Source organism: Solitalea lacus, assembly GCF_022014595.1.
GTDB lineage: Bacteria > Bacteroidota > Bacteroidia > Sphingobacteriales > Sphingobacteriaceae > Solitalea > Solitalea lacus.
Genome location: NZ_CP091740.1, coordinates 3,791,076 through 3,811,381, shown reverse-complemented (window position 1 = coordinate 3,811,381; position 20,306 = coordinate 3,791,076). Strand labels below are relative to the sequence as shown.

General features: G+C 41.7%; 14 protein-coding genes. 11 read left to right on the top strand and 3 right to left on the bottom strand.

Features of this window, described 5'->3' with window-relative positions:
• Positions 1-94 precede the first annotated feature (94 nt).
• A complete protein-coding gene (locus tag L2B55_RS16350; protein ID WP_237847259.1) occupies positions 95-838 on the top strand; it encodes a tyrosine-protein phosphatase in 744 nt (247 codons plus the stop codon).
• On the opposite strand, the gene L2B55_RS16345 is transcribed toward L2B55_RS16350, so the two are convergent.
• Together L2B55_RS16345 and L2B55_RS16340 are read right to left on the bottom strand one after the other, a co-directional pair.
• Positions 835-2,448 (bottom strand): hypothetical protein, encoded by a 1,614-nt coding sequence (locus L2B55_RS16345; RefSeq protein ID WP_237847257.1) that lies wholly within the window; start codon positions 2,446-2,448, stop codon positions 835-837. The two genes, L2B55_RS16350 and L2B55_RS16345, sit on opposite strands and share 4 nt — an antisense overlap.
• Positions 2,449-2,455: 7 nt before the next feature.
• Entirely contained in the window at positions 2,456-3,850 is a 1,395-nt protein-coding gene (locus L2B55_RS16340; RefSeq protein ID WP_237847256.1) for an undecaprenyl-phosphate glucose phosphotransferase, read from the bottom strand.
• Between the two features lie 297 nt (positions 3,851-4,147).
• On the opposite strand from L2B55_RS16340, the gene L2B55_RS16335 reads away from it, so the two are divergent.
• Positions 4,148-4,846 carry a hypothetical protein gene (locus L2B55_RS16335; RefSeq protein WP_237847255.1) on the top strand — a complete coding sequence of 233 codons (699 nt, stop codon included), beginning with the start codon at positions 4,148-4,150 and terminating at the stop codon, positions 4,844-4,846.
• Positions 4,847-4,974: 128 nt separating this feature from the next.
• Here the strand turns inward: L2B55_RS16335 and L2B55_RS16330 are convergent, their stop codons facing one another.
• Positions 4,975-5,217: a helix-turn-helix domain-containing protein gene (locus L2B55_RS16330; RefSeq protein WP_237847254.1), complete on the bottom strand. Its 243-nt coding sequence runs from the start codon at positions 5,215-5,217 to the stop codon at positions 4,975-4,977.
• Positions 5,218-5,719: 502 nt separating this feature from the next.
• Here L2B55_RS16330 and L2B55_RS16325 point away from each other — a divergent pair.
• From L2B55_RS16325 to L2B55_RS16285, 9 genes are all read left to right on the top strand, one after another.
• Complete coding sequence (locus L2B55_RS16325) at positions 5,720-7,081, top strand: redoxin domain-containing protein (protein WP_237847253.1); 1,362 nt, start codon at positions 5,720-5,722, stop codon at positions 7,079-7,081.
• 1 nt (position 7,082) lies between these two features.
• Complete coding sequence (locus L2B55_RS16320) at positions 7,083-10,304, top strand: SusC/RagA family TonB-linked outer membrane protein (RefSeq protein WP_237847252.1); 3,222 nt, start codon at positions 7,083-7,085, stop codon at positions 10,302-10,304.
• A gap of 18 nt (positions 10,305-10,322) precedes the next feature.
• Positions 10,323-11,681, top strand: coding sequence for a RagB/SusD family nutrient uptake outer membrane protein (locus tag L2B55_RS16315; protein WP_237847251.1), 1,359 nt, complete (start codon positions 10,323-10,325; stop codon positions 11,679-11,681).
• Positions 11,682-12,136: 455 nt separating this feature from the next.
• Positions 12,137-12,934, top strand: coding sequence for a polysaccharide biosynthesis/export family protein (locus L2B55_RS16310; RefSeq protein WP_237847250.1), 798 nt, complete (start codon positions 12,137-12,139; stop codon positions 12,932-12,934).
• A gap of 3 nt (positions 12,935-12,937) precedes the next feature.
• Entirely contained in the window at positions 12,938-15,250 is a 2,313-nt protein-coding gene (locus L2B55_RS16305) for a GumC family protein (protein ID WP_237847249.1), read from the top strand.
• Positions 15,251-15,292: 42 nt separating this feature from the next.
• Complete coding sequence (locus tag L2B55_RS16300; protein WP_237847248.1) at positions 15,293-16,612, top strand: UDP-glucose dehydrogenase family protein; 1,320 nt, start codon at positions 15,293-15,295, stop codon at positions 16,610-16,612.
• Positions 16,613-16,654: 42 nt separating this feature from the next.
• The gene (locus tag L2B55_RS16295) at positions 16,655-18,100 is read left to right on the top strand and encodes a flippase (RefSeq protein WP_237847246.1); all 1,446 of its coding nucleotides are present in this window, start codon (positions 16,655-16,657) and stop codon (positions 18,098-18,100) included.
• Positions 18,093-19,217, top strand: coding sequence for a UDP-galactopyranose mutase (glf, locus tag L2B55_RS16290; protein ID WP_237847245.1), 1,125 nt, complete (start codon positions 18,093-18,095; stop codon positions 19,215-19,217). Before L2B55_RS16295 ends, glf begins: the two co-directional genes overlap by 8 nt.
• Positions 19,218-19,393: 176 nt before the next feature.
• Positions 19,394-20,296: a glycosyltransferase family 2 protein gene (locus L2B55_RS16285; protein ID WP_237847244.1), complete on the top strand. Its 903-nt coding sequence runs from the start codon at positions 19,394-19,396 to the stop codon at positions 20,294-20,296.
• Positions 20,297-20,306: the final 10 nt, after the last annotated feature.

The following is a 20,306-nucleotide window of genomic DNA, read 5'->3' as shown; positions in this document are numbered from 1 at the left end:
TTGCAAAGATTCAATCTTTAAATATTAAAGGGAATGCCGTAGGTATTCCCTTTTCTCGTTCATAAGCTCGTTATTGTTTGCTAAATTTGCGGTTATGTTAAGCTTATTTAAGAAACAAGTAGCGACGCAAGCATCTGTTCCGTTTCAGTACCCAGTTGTCGATTTGCATTCCCATCTTATTCCTGGAATCGATGACGGATCTCCCTCAATGGATATTACTATTTCTTTCTTAAAAGAGCTTCAAAAATTAGGGTATAAAAATATAATTACCACTCCGCATATTATGATTGATCATTATCCCAATACTAAGGATGGTATTTTACGTGGATGTGATAAAGTGCGTAATGCAGTTGTAAAAGAAGGATTGCAGATAGAAGTTGATGCTGCTGCAGAATATTTTTTAGATGAGCATTTTCTTTCCCTGATTGAAAAGGATGAATTGTTGTGTTTCGGGCGAGAGAACTATGTTTTGTTCGAAATGTCCTTCATGCAGGAGTCAATGATGATTGAACATGTCATCTTTGAACTTAAGGCAAGAGGGTATACTCCTTTATTAGCACATCCAGAACGTTATAACTATTACCTGACAGATTATAGCCGTTTACATAAATTTAAAGAGCTTGGTTGCTCCCTGCAGCTGAATATTAATTCCGTTACCGGGTATTACGGTAACAGGCATAAGACTATGGCCCTTAATCTTTTGAAAGATGGTTTGATTGATTTTGTGGGGTCTGATTTACACCATGACCGGCACTTAAATGCTTTAAAATCGCTTAAAAACAGTGGGTATTATCCGTTATTAGAAGCCGCTATACAGCGTAATAATGGATTAATTTAAAAGTCATAATAGAAATTGTTTATAGCCGTTTTGATTCCAAAGGAAAACATGGAAGTCTTTGAAGATTTTAAATGGCTATTTTCCGACCTTGTATTAAAGCCTGCCTCTATTTTTAAGTTCGTTTTAGGGTTAAGCAAATAAGCCACTTTCGCTTGAATATTGGTAAGGTTGGTCATAATTCCTTGTCCGGTTGTATTTCCGAAAGAAAACTCTCCTTTTTCAGATGCATAATCAGAAAGGAATATATTTTTTCCCCAGTGTGTTCCTGTTGAATCAGCTCCGTAATTGGCTTTATTTAGCTGTGCTGAAAACGAAAATCTATTAATCTTATAATTTCCGATAAGAATGAATTCATTAAAGTTTGCACCCAAAGGATGTGCAATTGGTTCATTTAAGTGTGAATAGCTAAGTTTAGGTACTTTATGTGCATATACGTATGGCCTCGAACGGTTGAATTCAGCTTGGAAATATAAATTAGGGATACTTAACACATCAAAGTATTTCCAACCAAGCTGATAAGCATATTTTTCCTGGAAATAGGTAGCTTGTTGAGAGGCTAACTTACTCAGGTTGAAATCGTCAATTATCAATTGTCCATAAAGTTTATGACTTTTCATCAACTTGTAATTAAAGCCGATACCCATTAATGAGTTGTCGGGTGAGCCCATGTTAAAGTTGAGTGTATTGAAGTAAATAATGGGGTTAATATAAGCCCATTCTATACCTCTTTTCCCTGCTGAATCAGCTGACCAAACAATAGATTGAAATAAATTAATGTTTAACCGTTTGGTAGCTTGCAAGGACAGGAATTGATACGAAGCGTATTTCTTCGGAAAAGTAGTGGTATTGTTGAACTTAAATCCTTCGCTAGAATCAAGGAACTGAGCCCAAAGATTTGTGTACTGAATTTTCCAGAAGTTTGTAGTTATTTTAAAATAAGGGTAGGTATAAATTCCGTCAGAAAGAAACATTGATCGGTAACCATCTCCAAAAAAGTTTTTTCCCTGACCCAGCTGAAAATTAAAATATTGGTTAGGAGTATAGCTTATGTAACCATATGGAACACCAAAATCAATAGCTCCTGAAGGATTTATGCGCGCTATACTTTGACCTGGGACAACTTTTCTGTTTTTTATATATTGATGTACATAACCAGGAAACTTTGCCCAGTTTTCATAAAAAGCTGTATAAAAAGAGAACTTAGGCCCAATATCTCCTCCAAGTTGAATACCACGGGTGTTTGTGTAAATGTTTCCTGCACTTAATTCCTTCCCAAAAGAGAAATCAAATAATGGGTCAACAAATAATCTTATACCAGCTTGGTTAACACTAAATAAATGTTCCTGAGTAAGTTTTCTTAAAAACAAATTACCGGCAGGATGGGGAGCTGTATTAAAATATGATTTTACAACTGAGTCTATATGAATTATACTGTCAAGAGTTGAAAATAAATAAGGCTTAGCTGCAGTATGTACAGGTTTATTTGCCTTTTGAATTTCCCGTTCTAAAATCAGGTTATAGTCTTTGTTAAGATATAAGGTGTTTTGTTGTGCATTAGTGCCAATAAAGGCAATGCATAAAACAAAAAGAAGAAAGTAAAACTTACGCATGGAAAAATTAATAAGCGTTTTTATCGCCAAAAATAGATTTGTAAACAGTCATGAAGATGATTTTGCAGTCGAGTAGGAGCGACCAATTCTCCAGGTACCAAATATCAGCTTCCACCCGGTTTTCCATATCTTCATGCGTTTGGGTTTCTCCTCTTAAACCGTTTACCTGGGCCCAGCCGGTAATGCCTGGTGTCAGAAAATGACGAACCATAAACTTGTCGATAATTTCTGAGTACTCTTTAGTATGTTTAAGCATATGAGGGCGCGGTCCTACAACGGACATATTCCCTTTCAATACATTGATAAACTGAGGAAGTTCATCCATGCTTGATTTGCGTAAAAAGCGACCGATTTTGGTTATTCGAGCATCATTTTTAGTTGCTTGTTTACGGTTAGCATCATTGTTTACCGTCATACTTCTGAATTTAAGGCAGTAAAACGGCTTGTTGTTTTTACCTGAACGTATTTGTTGGAATAATGCAGGTCCTTTAGATTCAAGCTTAATCAACATACTTAAAATAGGATAGAGCCAACTAAGTATAAAAACAATAACAAAGAGAGAAAACACAATGTCAAAGGCACGTTTAAGAATTTGGTTACCCTTACTTTCCAACGGTTCTGACCGAGGGCTTAATACCGGTAAGTGTCCGTATAGTTCCACCATTACATTTTTGCGGAAGTAATCTTTAACATCAGGTACCAGTTTAAAGCGGATTAAATGTTTGTCTGCATCCAGCATCAACTGGTTAATTTTTTCATTTTCCGATTCAGGTAAGGCACAGAAAATTTCCTCAACATTTCTTCTTCTGGCAAAGCTGACACATTCGTCAAGCTTTCCTATAATGGTCACACCTTTTTTATTAACTGTTATTCTATCTTCAAAAAAACCAACTACCTGATAACCTAAGCGAGAATTTTTACTGAGGTAGTTGTAAAGTTCGATGCCGTTTTTTGATGCTCCCGCAATTACTACAGGCTTGTATTCAATTAAGCGGTTTTTATGTGGAATGCGTTGAAGGAGGAAAAATAGTTTCCAGTTGAAAATAAGAACAGTGAAAAAAATTAAACCGGTAACAAGAATTCGGTGCGAAAGGGTATACTCTTTTATTCCATCAGTAAGTAATAGCATACAGAGGCCAAAAACGATAACCGATTTTAAAGTTACTTTAATAGTAGGAATAGACTCTTTGGAAAAAACATTTACATAAAGCTTGCAGATACCGGTTACCAGATACCAGATGAGATTAATGGTTAACATATGCAGAGGGTTGAACTCTCTGGAATGTTTGACAATCCAATGTTCAAATGTACTTGCATAAGCAAGGTAAAAGCTAAGATTTAGCAGTAAAAAATCCACGCCTATGTTAAGCCCCTTTAAATAAGAGGAATATCTGTAAGTCATTGGTTAAGTTGGTTGAGTAGGGATGCGTAAAGGTGCCTGTTTTTTAATAGGCGGGGCAAAGTTAGCGATTATTAGGCAAATAACATTAAGCAGTAGTTATTTTAGTATCAATATGTTATTAATATTTGTAATAACTGAGTTGTAGATTAATAAAATATAGTATGAATTGAATATTTTAATTTTTTTTAAAATAATATGTTAATAAGTAGAACCTAAATTGTAATTATGCAGTATAAAGGTCAAGGTGAAATAGCACCAAAAAGAAATTTTATTACAATCAGACCAATTATTCCAAAAATGAAAAAATATTTACTCTCGCTTAGTTTGCTATTTATTGGCATGTTTTCGGCAAGTGCACAGTTTAAGTATAATATGTTTGCAGCAACCCTAAATGTCGGTGCAAATCGTGCTAACATGGATGCCGGTTACGGAGATGTTAATTTTAGTATCGGATTTTCAGGAGACGTTCACATTACTCCATTTACCTTTTTAAGTTTAAACGTAAATGACGGTAAGTTTTCAAAAAATAAGCCCGATCAATATGGAAGAGGTTTTGAAGCTGATTTTACAAGTTTTAATAGTACAGTAAACATGAGTTTGGGTGAAATTCTTCGCCCTTGGTGGAAAGAAACTTATGGTTTTTGGAATAATCTCTACCTAGGAGCGGGTATAGGTGTTGTAAAAAGCAAGATGAATGACTTTAATTACATTACAAATGATGGGGGAGGGAAATTTCCATCTATCGGTGGCGTAAAATATTCTGGGACAAACGTTATCATTCCTTTAAATGCTGGACTGAATATCAAATTTGTGGAATATGGAGATGAAACACCTATTGAGTTGAATGTGAACTATCAACATAATATTGCCTTAACTGATAATATTGATGGGTACAATCCTCGTTATGATAATAAATATTCAGATTCCTTTGGCCTACTTACCTTAGGTTTGCGGGTAAATTTCGGCCCCCAACGTACTTATTATAGCTGGAGATAATTTAGATATTAATTAATATCCAGGCGGGATAACTCACTTAAAGGGTTATCCCGTTTTATTTTAGTCGAAGTTTCTTTAACTTAAACTTTCTCTGCGGTGGGGCGGACCGAATGTATGAGGAGGGGACTTTAGATAGGTTCGACTGGTAAAAAATCTCGAGGAGAACACTTCAATATTTTAGCAATCATATTCAAATGCTTGAGGTTGTATTTAGCTCTATATTTAGGATTTTCAATATTGCCAATAAAACCTTCTGAGTAATTTAATTGACGAGCAAGTTCTGCTTGAGAAATTTTAAGCAATTCACGCCTTTCTCTAACTGCATCGATTACATACTGTTCAATAGGATCAATATTATTTTTAGTCTCCATTGAGCTAAAAAAGAAATATTACAAAAAGAAAACACACATACTTGTATGTGTGTTTTCTTTTTGGTAAGTTTGAAAAATAAACTTTGAAAGTAGTTTAATTAATTTCGCGATCCTTTATAGAGATATTGAAGGTATTCGCACTTAAGAGTCTTGCTTTAGAAACGTAGGAAATTTCACGGAAACAAGACGATAGGTGTAATGCCCATGCTATAGGTATGGGCTCGCTTATCTGTTTCCAGGCTTCCTACGGCCTCTAAAGCGATAAGTTGAGCTCCATGCCTTTTCTTTTTCTGCTTGCTTCACTTTTAAGACTCCTCTAATAAATCTAATCTAAGATTATTGCATTTAAAAGTAACCAATCAATCAGTATATGAAGTCTTATTTAACCATCGAGCAATTCAAAACGCTACCACCTTGATAAGGACAGATGCTGTACGCATCCGGCTTATTTAGGCCGTAACATCTTAACAATCCAATTAATTTTCAATTAATCTTAAAAGCTATGAAAGAAAAAACAGGCTTAATAGGAGCGGTATGGCCGGTTCCCAAGGGCCAAAAAACGGTGCCGCAGGAGCCCAAGGCTCCTTGCGGGCAGAAAGCGCGGTGCAGCCTCGTCATCGGAATGCTGTGCTGCTGCCTCTCGGTAGGCGCACTCGCCCAGGGCCCCAGCTTAACAAAGGAAAAAGCAAACGTGGGCGCCAATCTTTCGGATGTGAGTTTAACCACCATTCTCAACTTTCCGTTAAGCTCCGCTCGCCTGGCGGACTTTAAGGGCAAAGTCGTGATCCTTGATTTCTGGGCGACCTGGTGCGGTTCCTGCGTTTCGGCGATGCCGAAACTGCAGGCTTTGCAGGGGCAGTTTGCCAAAGACTTGCAGGTGCTGCTGGTCACTAATGAAGAACAAGCGAAAATTGAATCCTTCCTCTTAAAAGTCAAACAGGTCCGGGATTTTACCTTGCCGGTGGTACTGGACAGGGATCACCGGCTGTGGGAGCTGTTTAATATACGCCTTGTTCCGCAGTATGCGTGGATCGACCGCCAGGGGATCTTTCGCGGCATCACTACCTCCGAGGAGCTTACCGCTGGCAATATTCAGGATTTTGTCAATGGCAATTATCACTTTCTGCCTGAATATACCCAGGCAATAAATTCAACACCAGCCTCACCCGCGCTGGTTGCAACAGGTGGAGGGGAGCCTTCGCCGGGTTTGCTGTATAGCTCCGTCTTCAGCGGCTACCAAGCGGGAAGTGGAAGCAACAGCTTTATCGGTACTGGGAAGGTAAAGGCGGTGAACTGCACGCCGGAAATGCTCTTTCGCATTACCTACGGCCAGGGGAAACACCTCTTGCCGTATCCCATCTGGAAAACCCGGGTGATCCGGAAGGATTCCTTGTCCCGTGCCCCAAAGGGGAAGAACGCGGCACCCACCTATGGGTACGAGCTGAATTTCCCTGGCGAGGCTACCGATCAACTGCTGCCCATGATGCGTGCGGATCTAGAGCGCTTTTTTCCGCTAACGGCAAGCCTGGAGCAGCAAGCCATCAGCTGTCTGGCCTTACGGTGCAGTGGAAAACCCACCCTTCATTCCAAAGGCGGCCCGCCCCAGGCCGAGGAGAATTATTTCGGCCTGCGCCTGGTGAATCACCCCGTTCAGGCGCTCATCGAAACGCTGCAAGCCTACTCAAAACTTGGCATACTGGATGAAACCAGCATTACCACCAATATAGACATTGAATTGAAAGCAGAGCTGGGGGACCTGGCCCAATTGCAAAAGGCCCTTGCCGTCTATCATTTGGAATTAACACCAGTCACCCGCCAGGTGGAGGTGCTGGTAATTAAAGATCGTACCACTCAACCTAACTGATATGAAACAATTGTTGAATTATTTATGGGCACTCCTATTGTGTGTGCCGCAGCTGGCCAGCGGACAGACCAGCCCGCAAGGCTCGGTCACCGGACAGGTCCTTGCTGCCGATGGCCTTCCGCTGGCGGGAGCCAGTATACTGGTAAAGGGTAGCACAACGGGCACTGCAGCTGATGGGCAGGGACAGTTCCGCTTGCATCTTTCCGAAGGCAGCTATACGCTCGTTGTTTCTTTTATTGGCTACCAGACCAAGGAAGTGAGCTTTAAAGTGCCGCTGAAAACGGCCCTTTCGATTACTTTAACTGAAAATACTGCACAGCTGAAAGAGGTGGTGGTCTCCACGGGGTATCAACACCTGCCCCAGACGCGGGCCACGGGCTCCTTTGCTAAAGTAGACCAGGTGCAGCTGGATAGGGTGGTGGCCACCGGTGTGCTGGCCAAGCTGGAGAACACGGTCAGTGGCCTGGTGGTGAACCGCTCGGCCTTCGGGGAACCGACGCTCACCATTCGCGGGCAGAGCACCATCTACGGCAATTCCCAGCCCCTGATTGTCGTGGATAATTTCCCCTATGACGGGGATATCAATAACCTCAATCCGAGCGATGTGGCCAGTGTGACCGTGCTGAAGGATGCCGCTGCCGCCTCGATCTGGGGCGTCAGGGCCGGAAACGGGGTGATAGTGATCACCACTAAAAAAGGCAAAACGGAAGAACCCTTGAAAATGCAGCTGACAAGCAACGTTACCGTTGGGCAAAAGCCCGATCTCGCTTACCTGCCCACGATTTCTTCGGCCGGCTTTCTGGATTTTGAGCGGCACATGTTTCGTGCCGACTATTACCAAGGGCTGGAGCAGGACGAGACCCAGTCGGCCTTGAGCCCGGCGGTGGAACTGATGATCCAGGAGCGGGACGGGCTGATCTCACCCGCGGAGGCGGCAAGGCGGCTGGAGGCGCTGAGTAAACTGGACGTGCGTAAGGACTTGGCTCGCCATTTCTTTCGCCCCAGCGTCCACCAGCAGTACGCCCTGAGCTTCAAGGGAGGCAGCAAGAACGTGCGCTACTATGTTTCGGGCGGCTGGGACAATAACCTGCCCAGCGAAGTTGCCAATCACTACAAGCGCATGACGCTGAATTCCTCGCTCTCCTTTCAACCTCTCAAGCAACTGGAGCTGGGCGCAGGGCTGAATTATACCCAAAGTACCAACCGCCTGAATAACCCGGGGATTCAGTTGCTCTCCAGCGCCTCGGCCTACGCCAGTAAGCGCCTGTATCCGTATGCCCAGCTGGCGGACGCAGCCGGCAATCCCCTGGCGGTAATCAGCCAGTACCGGGCCGGCTTTGTGGAAAGCGCCCCGGCCAGCGGCTATTTGGACTGGGCCTACCGCCCGCTTGAAGACCTCCGGCTGGCCCAAAACCGTGCCGAGCAGAACGACATGCGGGCCAATGTTCAACTGAAGTACTCCCTGACGGACTATTTGAACGCGGAAGCCAGCTACCAATACGAACGTGCTTTTACCAACACGACCAACCTGCAAGATCGGGCCTCTTTTGCCACGCGCGATCTGATCAACCAGTTTAGTGAAGGCAGTGGAGCGAGCCTAATCCGGAACATTCCCTTGGGCGACATTCTGGACCGGCAGGACGGGCAGCTGAATGCACAGACTGTGCGCGGCCAGCTAAACTTTGTAAAAGACTGGAACCAGACGCATTCGGTGGCAGCGCTCCTGGGCGCAGAGGCCAAGGAGTTATCCACTGCGGCCAGCGCCAGTAGGCTGTATGGCTATGATCCTCAAACCTTGAGCAGCGAAGTACTCGACCTCACTAGAAGCTACCTAGTTCGCCCCTTGGGCTATTATAACTACATTCCCACCTTGCGCGGACAAAGCGAAAAACTGGACCGCTTCCATTCCTTTTATGCCAATGCCTCCTATACGCTGAAAGACCGCTACATGCTGAGCGGAAGTGGCCGCCTGGATCAAAGTAATTACTTTGGCGTAACCACCAATGGCCGCTCCGTACCGCTTTGGTCAGTGGGAGGAGGCTGGATGATCCACCGGGAGCCGTTTTATCAGCTTAAGGGGGTATCCAAGTTGAAGGTACGGGCCACCTATGGCTACAACGGCAACATCGATAAAACGGTGACGGCCTATACCACCGCCCGCTACAGCTACGATCAACTCAACTTCGTCCGGACCCTAGAGATCATCAATCCCCAAAATCCAGAGCTGCGCTGGGAAAAGGTGGGCATGCTGAATGTGGGCCTGGATTTTGAGCTGCAGGGCAAGGTGCTCAGCGGCTCTTTGGAATACTACCGCAAAAACGGACAGGATTTGATCGGGAGCTTGGCCCCGGACCCGACCAGCGGAGTGAGTAGCTTTCGCGGCAACGTCGCGCACATGAAAGGGCAGGGGATCGACGTGAACCTCAACAGTCGGAATCTGGACAAGGGGCTGAAATGGTCGAGTCAGCTGCTCTTCAGTTATGCCACCGATCGGGTGACGGATTATGCTAAAAAGGACGTGGCCTATAACTACACCCAGTTGAGCACCGGGATTGACATCTATCCGCTCAAAGGCCGGCCCGTGTACGGGGTGTACAGCTACCGCTTTGCAGGACTGGACGCACAGACGGGCGATCCGGTGGGCTACGTGAACGGCGAAAAAAGTACGAACTATTCGGCCATTATGGGGGTCCCTCCCGAGGAGCTAGTGTATCACGGCCCGGCCCGCCCCGTCTACTCGGGCGCCTTGCGCAATACGCTGAACTGGAAGAATTTCGGGCTGTCCTTTTCCCTTGGCTACAAGCTGGGTTATTATTTCCGCCGCCCGTCCATCTCCTATTCGCAACTGGCCCAAACCTGGAGCGGGCATCGGGACTATGAGCTGCGCTGGCAACAGCCGGGGGATGAACGGATCACTACGGTACCTTCCTTGCCGGCGCTACTGAACAGCAACCGGGATGATTTCTATTTGAAATCGGAGGTGCTGGTGGAGAATGCCTCCCACCTGCGGTTGCAGGATTTGAACCTGAGCTATGCCTTACGTAAAAAACAGATGAAGGTACTTCCCGTGGAGCACCTGGAGCTCTACCTGTATGCCAATAACCTGGGGGTGCTCTGGAGGGCGAATAAGCAGGGGATTGATCCGGACGCGGTGCCCAACGGAGGCGCCTCGTTCCTGCCTGCGGCCCGAACCCTCGCCTTTGGAATCAGGGTAGATTTTTAACCTTTAACTCGCAAGATCATGAAAAGAACCTATTTCCTATACGTTCTCCTTTTTACAGCAGGACTGTTCTCCTGCGGCAAAGAATGGCTGGATGCCCAGTCGGATAAAGCGCTGGTGGTGCCTAGCAGTCTGCGGGACTTTCGGGAGCTGCTGGATAATGCCTCGGGGGTCATGAATAACAATTATGCCCTATTAGGGGAAATCGGCGCCGATAACTATTACCTCAGGGCCAGTACCTGGCAAGCGGCTTCCCTCACCAACCGGAATGCCTACGTCTGGGCCAAAGATGTCTTTGGGGGCAGAACGGAGCTGAGCTGGAATGCCGCCTACAAGCGGGTGCTCTATTGCAATACGGTGCTTCAGGGGCTGGAGGACCTCAAGTCCTCTTCGGCCCAGCAGGCCGAGTGGAAGGAGCTGAAAGGAACGGCCTTATTTTTCAGGGCTCATACCTTTTACGACCTGGCTCAGATTTATGCCCCGGTCTACTCCGAACCTACGGCAGGATCGGCCTTGGGCATCCCGCTGAGGTTAACCCCCAGCATTAATCAACGCTCGGGGCGGGCAAGCCTGAAGGAAACCTACGAGCGGATTGTCAACGATTTAACCCAGGCAGCACCGTTACTCAGCACGTCTTCCGTGTATAAAACCCGGCCGACCCGGCAGGCGGCCTTGGGCCTGTTGGCCCGGGTGCACTTGTCGATGCAGGACTACGAAAAGGCCTATGCGGCAGCAGATTCCGCGCTGCAGCTTAATCCGACGCTGCTGGATTATAACCTGCTGGATCTGATTGGCGCCAATCCCTTTCTGCCCCTAAATGAGGAGATGGTGTTTTATGCCCAGCTCTCCTACAGTTCAATTTTAGCTTCCACCAGCTACCGGGTGGATTCGACGCTGGTGCGCTCTTACGCGGCTAGCGATTTGCGGCGGAAAGCCTTTTTCTCCCGCCGGCCGGATGGCACCCATACCTTCATCGGCAGCTACAGCGGAGCGTTGCACTTTGGCGGGATTGCCAGGGATGAGCTGTATTTGATCCGCGCGGAATGCCTGGCCCGAAAAGGACAGGTACTGGAGGCGATGAACGATTTGAATACGCTGCTCAAAAACAGGATGGAACGCGCCAGCTTTGTGCCGCTTTCTGCAGGTAGCGCAGAGGAAGCGCTGCGGGTCATCCTCACTGAACGCCGGAAAGAACTCCTGTTTCGGGGGCTGCGCTGGACGGATTTGCGGCGATTGAACCAGGACGGGCGGTTTGCCGTCACCTTGAAACGAAATCTGAACGGTACGATTTATGAACTCGCCCCCAATGATAAACGCTATGTCTACCCGATTCCGGATGATGTGATCAAGGCAAGTGGCATGCAGCAAAATGAGCGCTGATAGACAGGAGTACAACCTTTTCTATACATAGCTAAATGGTAAAGACCGGGCCTTGTGTCCGGACTTTACTTTAATGGGTGCATTCCAATTCCCCTGCAACCATTCCGCTCGGAGAACAGAAATTCTTAAATCATTGAATTGAATGGTTTCCACATAATTAATCAGCTGTGATTAACTTAAAAGCATTATGTGCGTACTTGTTGATCTCGGAACAACAAAGAGGTTGTTGTTTAACAAATAATCAATCAGTAATTATAAATGATTAAAAAATGATAAACTTTAAGTTAATAAACATGATTTAATGTTACGAAGCTGGGTAATTGTACGCATTTTATCAACACTTCCATCAGAATAGTTAAATAATCCATCTATTTTGCATACATTCGCCGCTCGAAATTGCTCTCTACCATATATATAGCTAAGTATTTGCTTTTTATTCAAATCTCATAATTTAAATGAAGTTTAACTTCTATAAGTCGTTCATTGTCGTTTTTTCATTTGTGACAGGCATGCTGGCTACTTCCTGTGTAAGCCGGAAAGAAGTCACCTATTTTCAACCTGCCAGTGTTGAAACTGATCTTTCCAAACTCGACATCAACAATAAATTCATTGCAAAAATTCAACCTGGGGACATTCTAGCCGTATTGGTAAGTAGCCTTAGCCCCGAAGCTAGTGCTATGTTTAACCCTTTCCCGGCACCTGCCAATTTGAATCAACAAAACAACACCGTATTAACTCCTGCTACAGGATTTTTGGTAGATCAAACCGGTTGCATTACGCTTCCTTTGGCCGGAAAAATTAAACTTGACGGGCTAAGTACCAAAGAAGCCGGAGATTTTTTAACTCAAAAACTAAACAAATTTTTAGTTGACCCTACCGTTAATGTTCGCATTCAAAACTATAAGATTTCGGTTATGGGCGAGGTTGTACGGCCATCTCTTTATTCCATTCCCAATGAAAAAATTTCATTGCCTGAAGCCTTAAGCTTGGCGGGTGATTTAACCATTTACGGAAAACGCCAAAACATTTTAGTTATCCGTGAACGTAACGGACAACGTGAATTTGGCCGTGTGGATCTGACCAATCGTGATATGTTCAGCTCTCCTTATTACTATTTACAATCAGGAGATATAGTGTATGTAGAACCGAGTTCAAGTAGGGTAGCAACATCTGACCGTACCTACCAATTAGCACCAGTAATTATAAGTGCACTTTCATTAATTACAGTTATCATCACCAGTATTGCCAAATAAAAAATGAATAACCAAATAGACCCATTTTTCTTTCAACAAGAAGAACAGCAGGATTTTAACCTAAAGACCTTAATATTTAAATATTTAGCCTACTGGAAATGGTTTGTTGCGTCTATTGTTGTGGCAATAATTGCAGCATTCATATTCCTAAGCTATCAAACGCCTCAATACCTGGTTAAAAACAGTATCTTAATAAAAGATGAAAAAAAAGGGTTGGGCCAGGATGCCATGCTAAAAGAGTTAGACATCTTCACATCAAACAAAGTTGTAGAAAATGAAATTGAGATAATCCGTTCGTACACTTTACTGGAAAATGTGGTCAAAAACCTCAACTTGAACATCAGTTATATTGTTCGGGAAGGCATTCGTCACAGGGACCTTTACAAAGAAAGCCCCGTAAAACTGCAACTAATTAATCCACTGGAAACAATTTACGATCAACCCTTGGAACTTGTTTTAAAAGACAATGGCCAAGCCGAATTAAATGGTAAAACCATATCCTTAAATAAAGTAACCCAAACTCCTTATGGTACCCTCTTGTTTATTCGTACCGGACTAAACAAAGACATAAAGCAATTGCACATTGTATTACAACCCATTACTGCAGTGGCCGAAGCTTATCAGGCGCAACTCAATGTAGAAACTACTAACAAAATGGCTAGTGTATTGGTATTAAGCCTCATTACCAACGTGCCTCAAAAAGGAAAAGATTTTCTAAACAACCTTATTGAAGAATATAACAAAGCGGCTATCAATGATAAAAACAAAGTAGCTGCAATAACCTTAGAGTTTATTGAAGAGCGACTTAAACTGATTGCGGGGGACTTAAGTACTGTTGAAAGGAATGTAGAAGACTTTAAATCGAGAGAGGGAATTACCGATATCAGTGCGGAATCAAAGCTATTTTTGGAAAGCATAAAAGAAAATGATACGAAGCTGAATGAAGTAAAAATTCAGCAGAGCGTGTTGAATGATATAGAGAAATACGTTCGTGCTAAAAACAACAGTAATGGAACCGTTCCGGCAACATTGGGAATCAGTGACCCAACTCTACTTAGTCTTATCAAATCTTTAAGTGACTTAGAATTGAAACGTGCCAGCTCCATAAAAGTTGTACGTGCCGACAATCCAATTATCTCCGCTTTAGATGATCAAATTGTTGGTTTAAAACAAAACATCCTGGATAATATACAAACTCTGAAAAGTTCTATTGCCACAACCCGCTATAAATTAGAAAATGAAAATTCGCGGATGGAAACAATGATCCGTACCGTTCCGCGTAAAGAACGGGAACTGGTAGATATTTCACGTCAACAGGCTATCAAAAACAACCTGTATTTATTCTTGCTTCAAAAACGTGAAGAAACTGCCCTTTCATATGCATCAGCAGTGCCTGATAGCCGTATTATTGACAGCGCCCGCAGCAGTAGTGGACCGGTTAAGCCAGTAAAACGTAATATAATAGTTTTATTTGGCTTATTAGGCTTAGCTGTACCATTTGGTATTATTTACCTAATTGAATTACTGAACGACAAAATAACTAAACGAACTGATATAGAAGAGCGAACCAAAGCGCCAATACTAGCTGAAATTTCTTATGACCAACACGATGAAGTGCTGGTGGTAAGCAAAAAAGGACGCTCTGTATTAGCCGAACAAGTTAGAGCGCTAAGAACAAACTTGCAGTTCCTAGTACCGGGATGCAAATTAAAAACACTGTTATTTACCTCTAGTATTAGTGGTGAAGGAAAATCTTTTATTTCCCTTAACCTTGGGGCAAGCTTGGCCATGACTGGAAAGAAAACCATTATTTTGGAATTAGACCTACGCAAACCAAAACTTCAGAAATATTTAGAGTTAAGTAACCCGAGGGGAATATCCAATTATTTAATCGGACAGTTTGATCTGAATGAGCTGATTTCTAAAGTGCCGGGGCAGGATAATTATTACATTATGACCACCGGTCCCTTACCTCCTAACCCAGCTGAGTTACTAATTAGTGCTCGTTTTGAAGAGTTAATGAATACGTTAAAAGATCGGTTTGATTACATCATTATTGATGCTCCTCCGGTTGGTCTTGTAACCGATGCTCAAATTATGGAACCTTTTGTTGATGCAACTTTATTCGTAACCCGTCATCAATATACACCAAAGGAGCGTATTAAAATGGTTGATGCACTTTATAAAGAAAAACGTTTCAAAAACCTTCATTTGATTTTCAATGGAATAAAAGATGGTGGTCAGTATGGATATGGGTATGGATATGGGTATGGGTATTATGCTGAGCAAGAATCACAACAAAAGGTGTTTCATTAAACGGAAATTTGAATATCAAAAAATAAACTAAACCGAAAACCAATGAAAATACTAGTAATCGGAACAGGCTATGTAGGGTTAGTAACCGGCGCCTGTCTTGCTGATGTTGGCATTTCCGTATGCTGCATTGATATTGATAAAGTCAAGATTGATAATCTTCAGAAAGGAATCCTGCCAATTTATGAACCAGGACTTGAAAACACTGTTGTAAACAATACCCAAAAGGGGAGATTGCAGTTTAGTACATCTCTGGCAGAGCATATTCACGGAGCCGATGCCATTTTTATTGCTGTAGGTACCCCACCTGGAGAAGATGGAAGTGCTGATTTAAGCTATGTGCTGAAAGTAGCTAACGAAATTGGTAAGCATCTGCAGCAATACACCGTTGTAGTTACCAAGAGTACCGTACCGGTAGGCACCTCGGAAAAAGTACGAGCCTCCATCCAAACTGCCTTGGATATACGTGATGCTGATATTGAATTTGACGTAGCCTCAAATCCTGAATTTTTAAAGGAAGGCGCAGCGATAAAAGATTTCATGAGCCCTGACAGGATCGTAGTTGGGGTGGACAGTGAAAAAGCTCGTGAAGTAATGGATACCATTTACAAACCGTTTTTACTAAATGGCTACCGCATCATTTACATGGATATTCCTTCTGCCGAAATGACCAAATATGCAGCGAATGCCATGCTGGCCACCCGCATTAGCTTTATGAATGATATTGCTAACCTTTGCGAATTGGTGGGGGCCAATATTAACCACGTACGCAATGGCATTGGCAGTGACCCACGAATTGGTAAAAAGTTTCTATACGCCGGAGTTGGCTATGGAGGCTCCTGTTTTCCCAAAGATGTGAAGGCCTTGGTTAAAACTGGGAAAAGTCTAGGCTATAACTTGCGACTTTTGGAAGCTGTGGAAGCCATTAATGAAGACCAAAAATCGATTTTGTTTGATAAAATAAACCGTCATTTTGATGGAAACCTGAACGGCAAAACCATTGCCATTTGGGGGCTTTCTTTTAAACCCAATACCGACGACATGCGCGAAGCACCTTCATTGGTATTAATTGAAAGCCTGCTAAGGGCAGGTGCAACTATTAAAGTGTTTGACCCTATTGCCATGCACGAAGGGAAGAAAACCTTAGGTGATAAAGTTATCTGGTGCAAGGATGTATACGAAACAGCTTTGGGCGCTCTTGCTATTGCCTTGGTTACTGAATGGAACGAGTTTAGATTGCCCGATTGGGTCAAACTAAAAAACATAATGCACGAACAAGTAGTGTTTGACGGACGCAATATTTATGATGACGTACAATTGCAGAAAGTGGGGTTTGTTTATTATGGAGTAGGATTGACTGTTTAACAAAAAGTGCAAAGAAAATTATACTAGTTAAGGAGAAAAGAAGTGAGCATAAAGAAGAACCTTGCCTATAATATATTGTTATCCGTTTCAAACATCATCTTCCCTATTATTACATTTCCCTATGTTTCAAGAGTATTGGGGCCTGAAGGAACTGGCTTAACAAATTTTGTTCTGTCCTTTTGCCAATATTTTATTTTACTCTCTGCATTGGGCATAAGTATATATGGTGTAAGGGAGATAGCAAAAACAAAAGACAATATTGAAGGACGAAGCAAGGTATTTATCGAATTATTTTTGATAAGATTGTTAACTACGATTATTGTACTGGTACCTTATTTTATAACCATCCTTTATTTTGATAAATTCTCTAGCCACAATGCTCTTTATTTGTGGGGTGGTCTCTACATTTTCTTTAATTTATTTTCCATAGAATGGTTTTTCACCGGAATGGAAAATTTTAAATACATCACCTCCCGTTCCATTATCATAAAATTCATTTCTATTGGTGCCCTTTTTCTATTTGTTAAGGAGAAGTCGGATGTACTGCCTTATTTCTTAATAACTGTTTTCGGTTTAATCTTCAATAGCTTCGTTAATATTCGTTATTCATTGAAATACCTCAAGCTTAATATTTCGTACAAAGAGTTATATTATAAACCGCATGTCCGGCCTATGTTAGTCATCTTCGGATCAACCGTTGCTATCAGTGTGTATGTCCTGATGGATACCATATTGTTAGGATTACTTGCCGATGAAAAAGCCGTTGGCTATTATTCTGCTGCTTTAAAGCTAAACAAACTAAGCCTAACGATAATCACTTCATTGGGGGCTGTATTGGTTCCAAGATTATCAAACGCTGTTGCTAAAAATGATCAAGCAGAAATAAAGCGACTGATTGGACAATCTTTCAACTTTGTATATACATTAGGCATACCTATTATGGTTGGAATTTTTGCCTTAGCACCCGAGCTGACATTGGTTTTTTCAGGCAAAGAATTCCTCCCAAGCGTATTGGCCATGAGAATCCTTTGTCCAATAACACTGATAATTGGGCTATCAAATATTTTTGGCATTCAAATTCTTACACCTCTTTCTAAAGACCGTCAACTCCTATTCTCCGTCTTAAGTGGAACCATAATAAGTTTGCTATTAAACTTTATTTTAATACCACTTTTCCATGAAAACGGGGCAGCAATCACAAATTTAATAGCAGAAACTGTTGTAACTGTTTTAACTTTCTATTTCGCAAGAAAGTACTTAACATTTGAATTAAATTTAAAAGCGTTTACTCAAAATGTACTTTCAGCATTACCCATTTTTTTATTAGCGGAAGCTGCAAAATTAATATTTAGCCAACCATTTTATGTGTTAGTGGCAACCTTAATTGGTTCTATGGTATTGTTCGGTGCTACTCAATTGTACATTATTAAAAATCAAATTGCTATTGACTTTTTTTTAACTTTAAAATCCAAACTGAACTATGCATAAATACGACTACCTGATTGTTGGAGCTGGATTATTCGGTTCTGTTTTCGCACACGAGGCAACAAAAAAAGGAAAACGTTGCTTGGTCATTGATCGTAGAACTCACACCGGGGGAAACATTTATTGTGAAAATATTGAGGGGATTAATGTACACAAGTATGGAGCGCATATTTTTCATACCAACGACAAAAAGATTTGGGACTATGTGAATTCTTTTGTTGAGTTTAATCGCTATACCAATACACCAATTGCTAATTTTAAGGGAGAATTATTTAACCTCCCCTTTAACATGAACACCTTTTATCAACTTTGGAAGGTGAAAAAACCTGAAGAGGCCAAAGCAAAAATTGTAGAGCAGGTTAAAAAAGCAAACATTAATACTCCTACCAACTTAGAAGAACAAGCAATTTCATTAGTAGGAACTGATATTTATGAAAAGCTGATTAAGGGCTATACGGAGAAACAATGGGGGCGCAAAGCGACTGAGTTACCGGCATTTATTATAAAGCGCTTACCTGTTCGATTCACTTACGATAACAATTATTTTAACGATAGGTATCAAGGTATTCCTATTGGAGGTTATAATAAACTTACTGAAGGTTTACTGAACGGAATTGATGTAAAATTAGGAGTAGATTATTTCAAAGACCGTACAAAGTTAGACCAATCAGCCTCTAAAATTGTATTTACAGGTAAGATTGATGAGTTCTACGATTTCCGTTTCGGAGCCTTGGAATACCGCAGTTTGAGATTTGAGCATGAAACATTGGAAAATAAAAATTATCAAGGTAATGCTGTTGTGAATTATACAGATGCGGAAACTCCTTTTACTCGCATCATAGAACACAAACACTTTGAGTTTGGTTGCCAGGATAAAACGGTGGTTACCAAAGAGTATCCTGAAGATTGGCAACCGGGAAAAGAAACTTATTATCCTGTGAATGATGAAAAAAACAACACTTTGTTTAAACAATATCAAACACTGGCAGAGCAAGAACGTAACGTAATTTTTGGAGGCCGCTTGGCAGAATATAAATATTACGATATGCACCAAGTGATTGGATCTGCATTAGTAAGAGTTAATAAGGAATTAAATATACAAATTGCCGATACGCTTTAAAAAACTTCTTTAGCACTCCAGTAATAAGTTCTGATTTACTTATAATCTCTTTTACGTTGCTTCCTATTATTATTGGTAGTATTACATACAAATTTGTTGAACGGCCCTTGTTAACAACCACCAAAGAAGTATCTGAAAAATTATTACTAAAACGAAAACCACAAATAGCATAAACAATGGAAAAAATTGCTGCAGTAGTTGTAACCTATAATCGCTTAACATTATTAAAAGAATGTATTTACGCAATTCGGTCCCAAACCAGATCTCTCGATTGCATTTTAGTTGTTAATAATGGTAGTACTGATGGCACCAAGGAATGGTTAAATGCACAAAACGATTTGTGTGTAATTCATCAAGAAAACTTAGGGGGGGCTGGTGGTTTTCATAATGGGATGAAATTGGCGTTCGAGAAAGGTTATGATTTAATTTGGTGCATGGATGATGACGGAATACCTGCAGATAATTCCTTAGAAAAATTAACATTTTTTGCATCTAATAGTGACTATGATGCGATTAGTCCACTTATTATTGCTAAAGATGACAATGAAAAACTAGCATTCTCGTTTCCTCATCCGTACATTGAAAATGTAGTTATTGATAACCAAACTGAACTTAAAGAAATATTTAAAGATAAATTGGATGGCATTACTCATCTTTTCAATGGAATTCTTTTTAAAAGAAAAGTAATTGAAAAAATTGGCCTGCCCAAAAAAGAAATGTTCATCTGGGGTGATGAAAGAGAATATCATTTTCGAATATTAAAGAACAACCTAAAGAATACAACAATTTTTGATGCAATACAAGTTCATCCAAAAGATAGGTTAATGTATAAAATAACGGAGAAAGGGACTTGGATTTATGATAGTGTGTTGGATTGGAAAAGTTATTGCGTATTTAGAAATAATGGATATATACAAAAGATGTTAGGACATTCCCCATTAAGACAAATTAAACATTATATATCATACTATTGGACTTCGAATATTTCTCTTTTTCTTAAGTTAAAAAGTATAATCTTTTTTCTTCGTGCATTTATGGCTGGTTATAGGGATGATTTTACCAAAAAACTACCCTACTAAGACCTGTAAA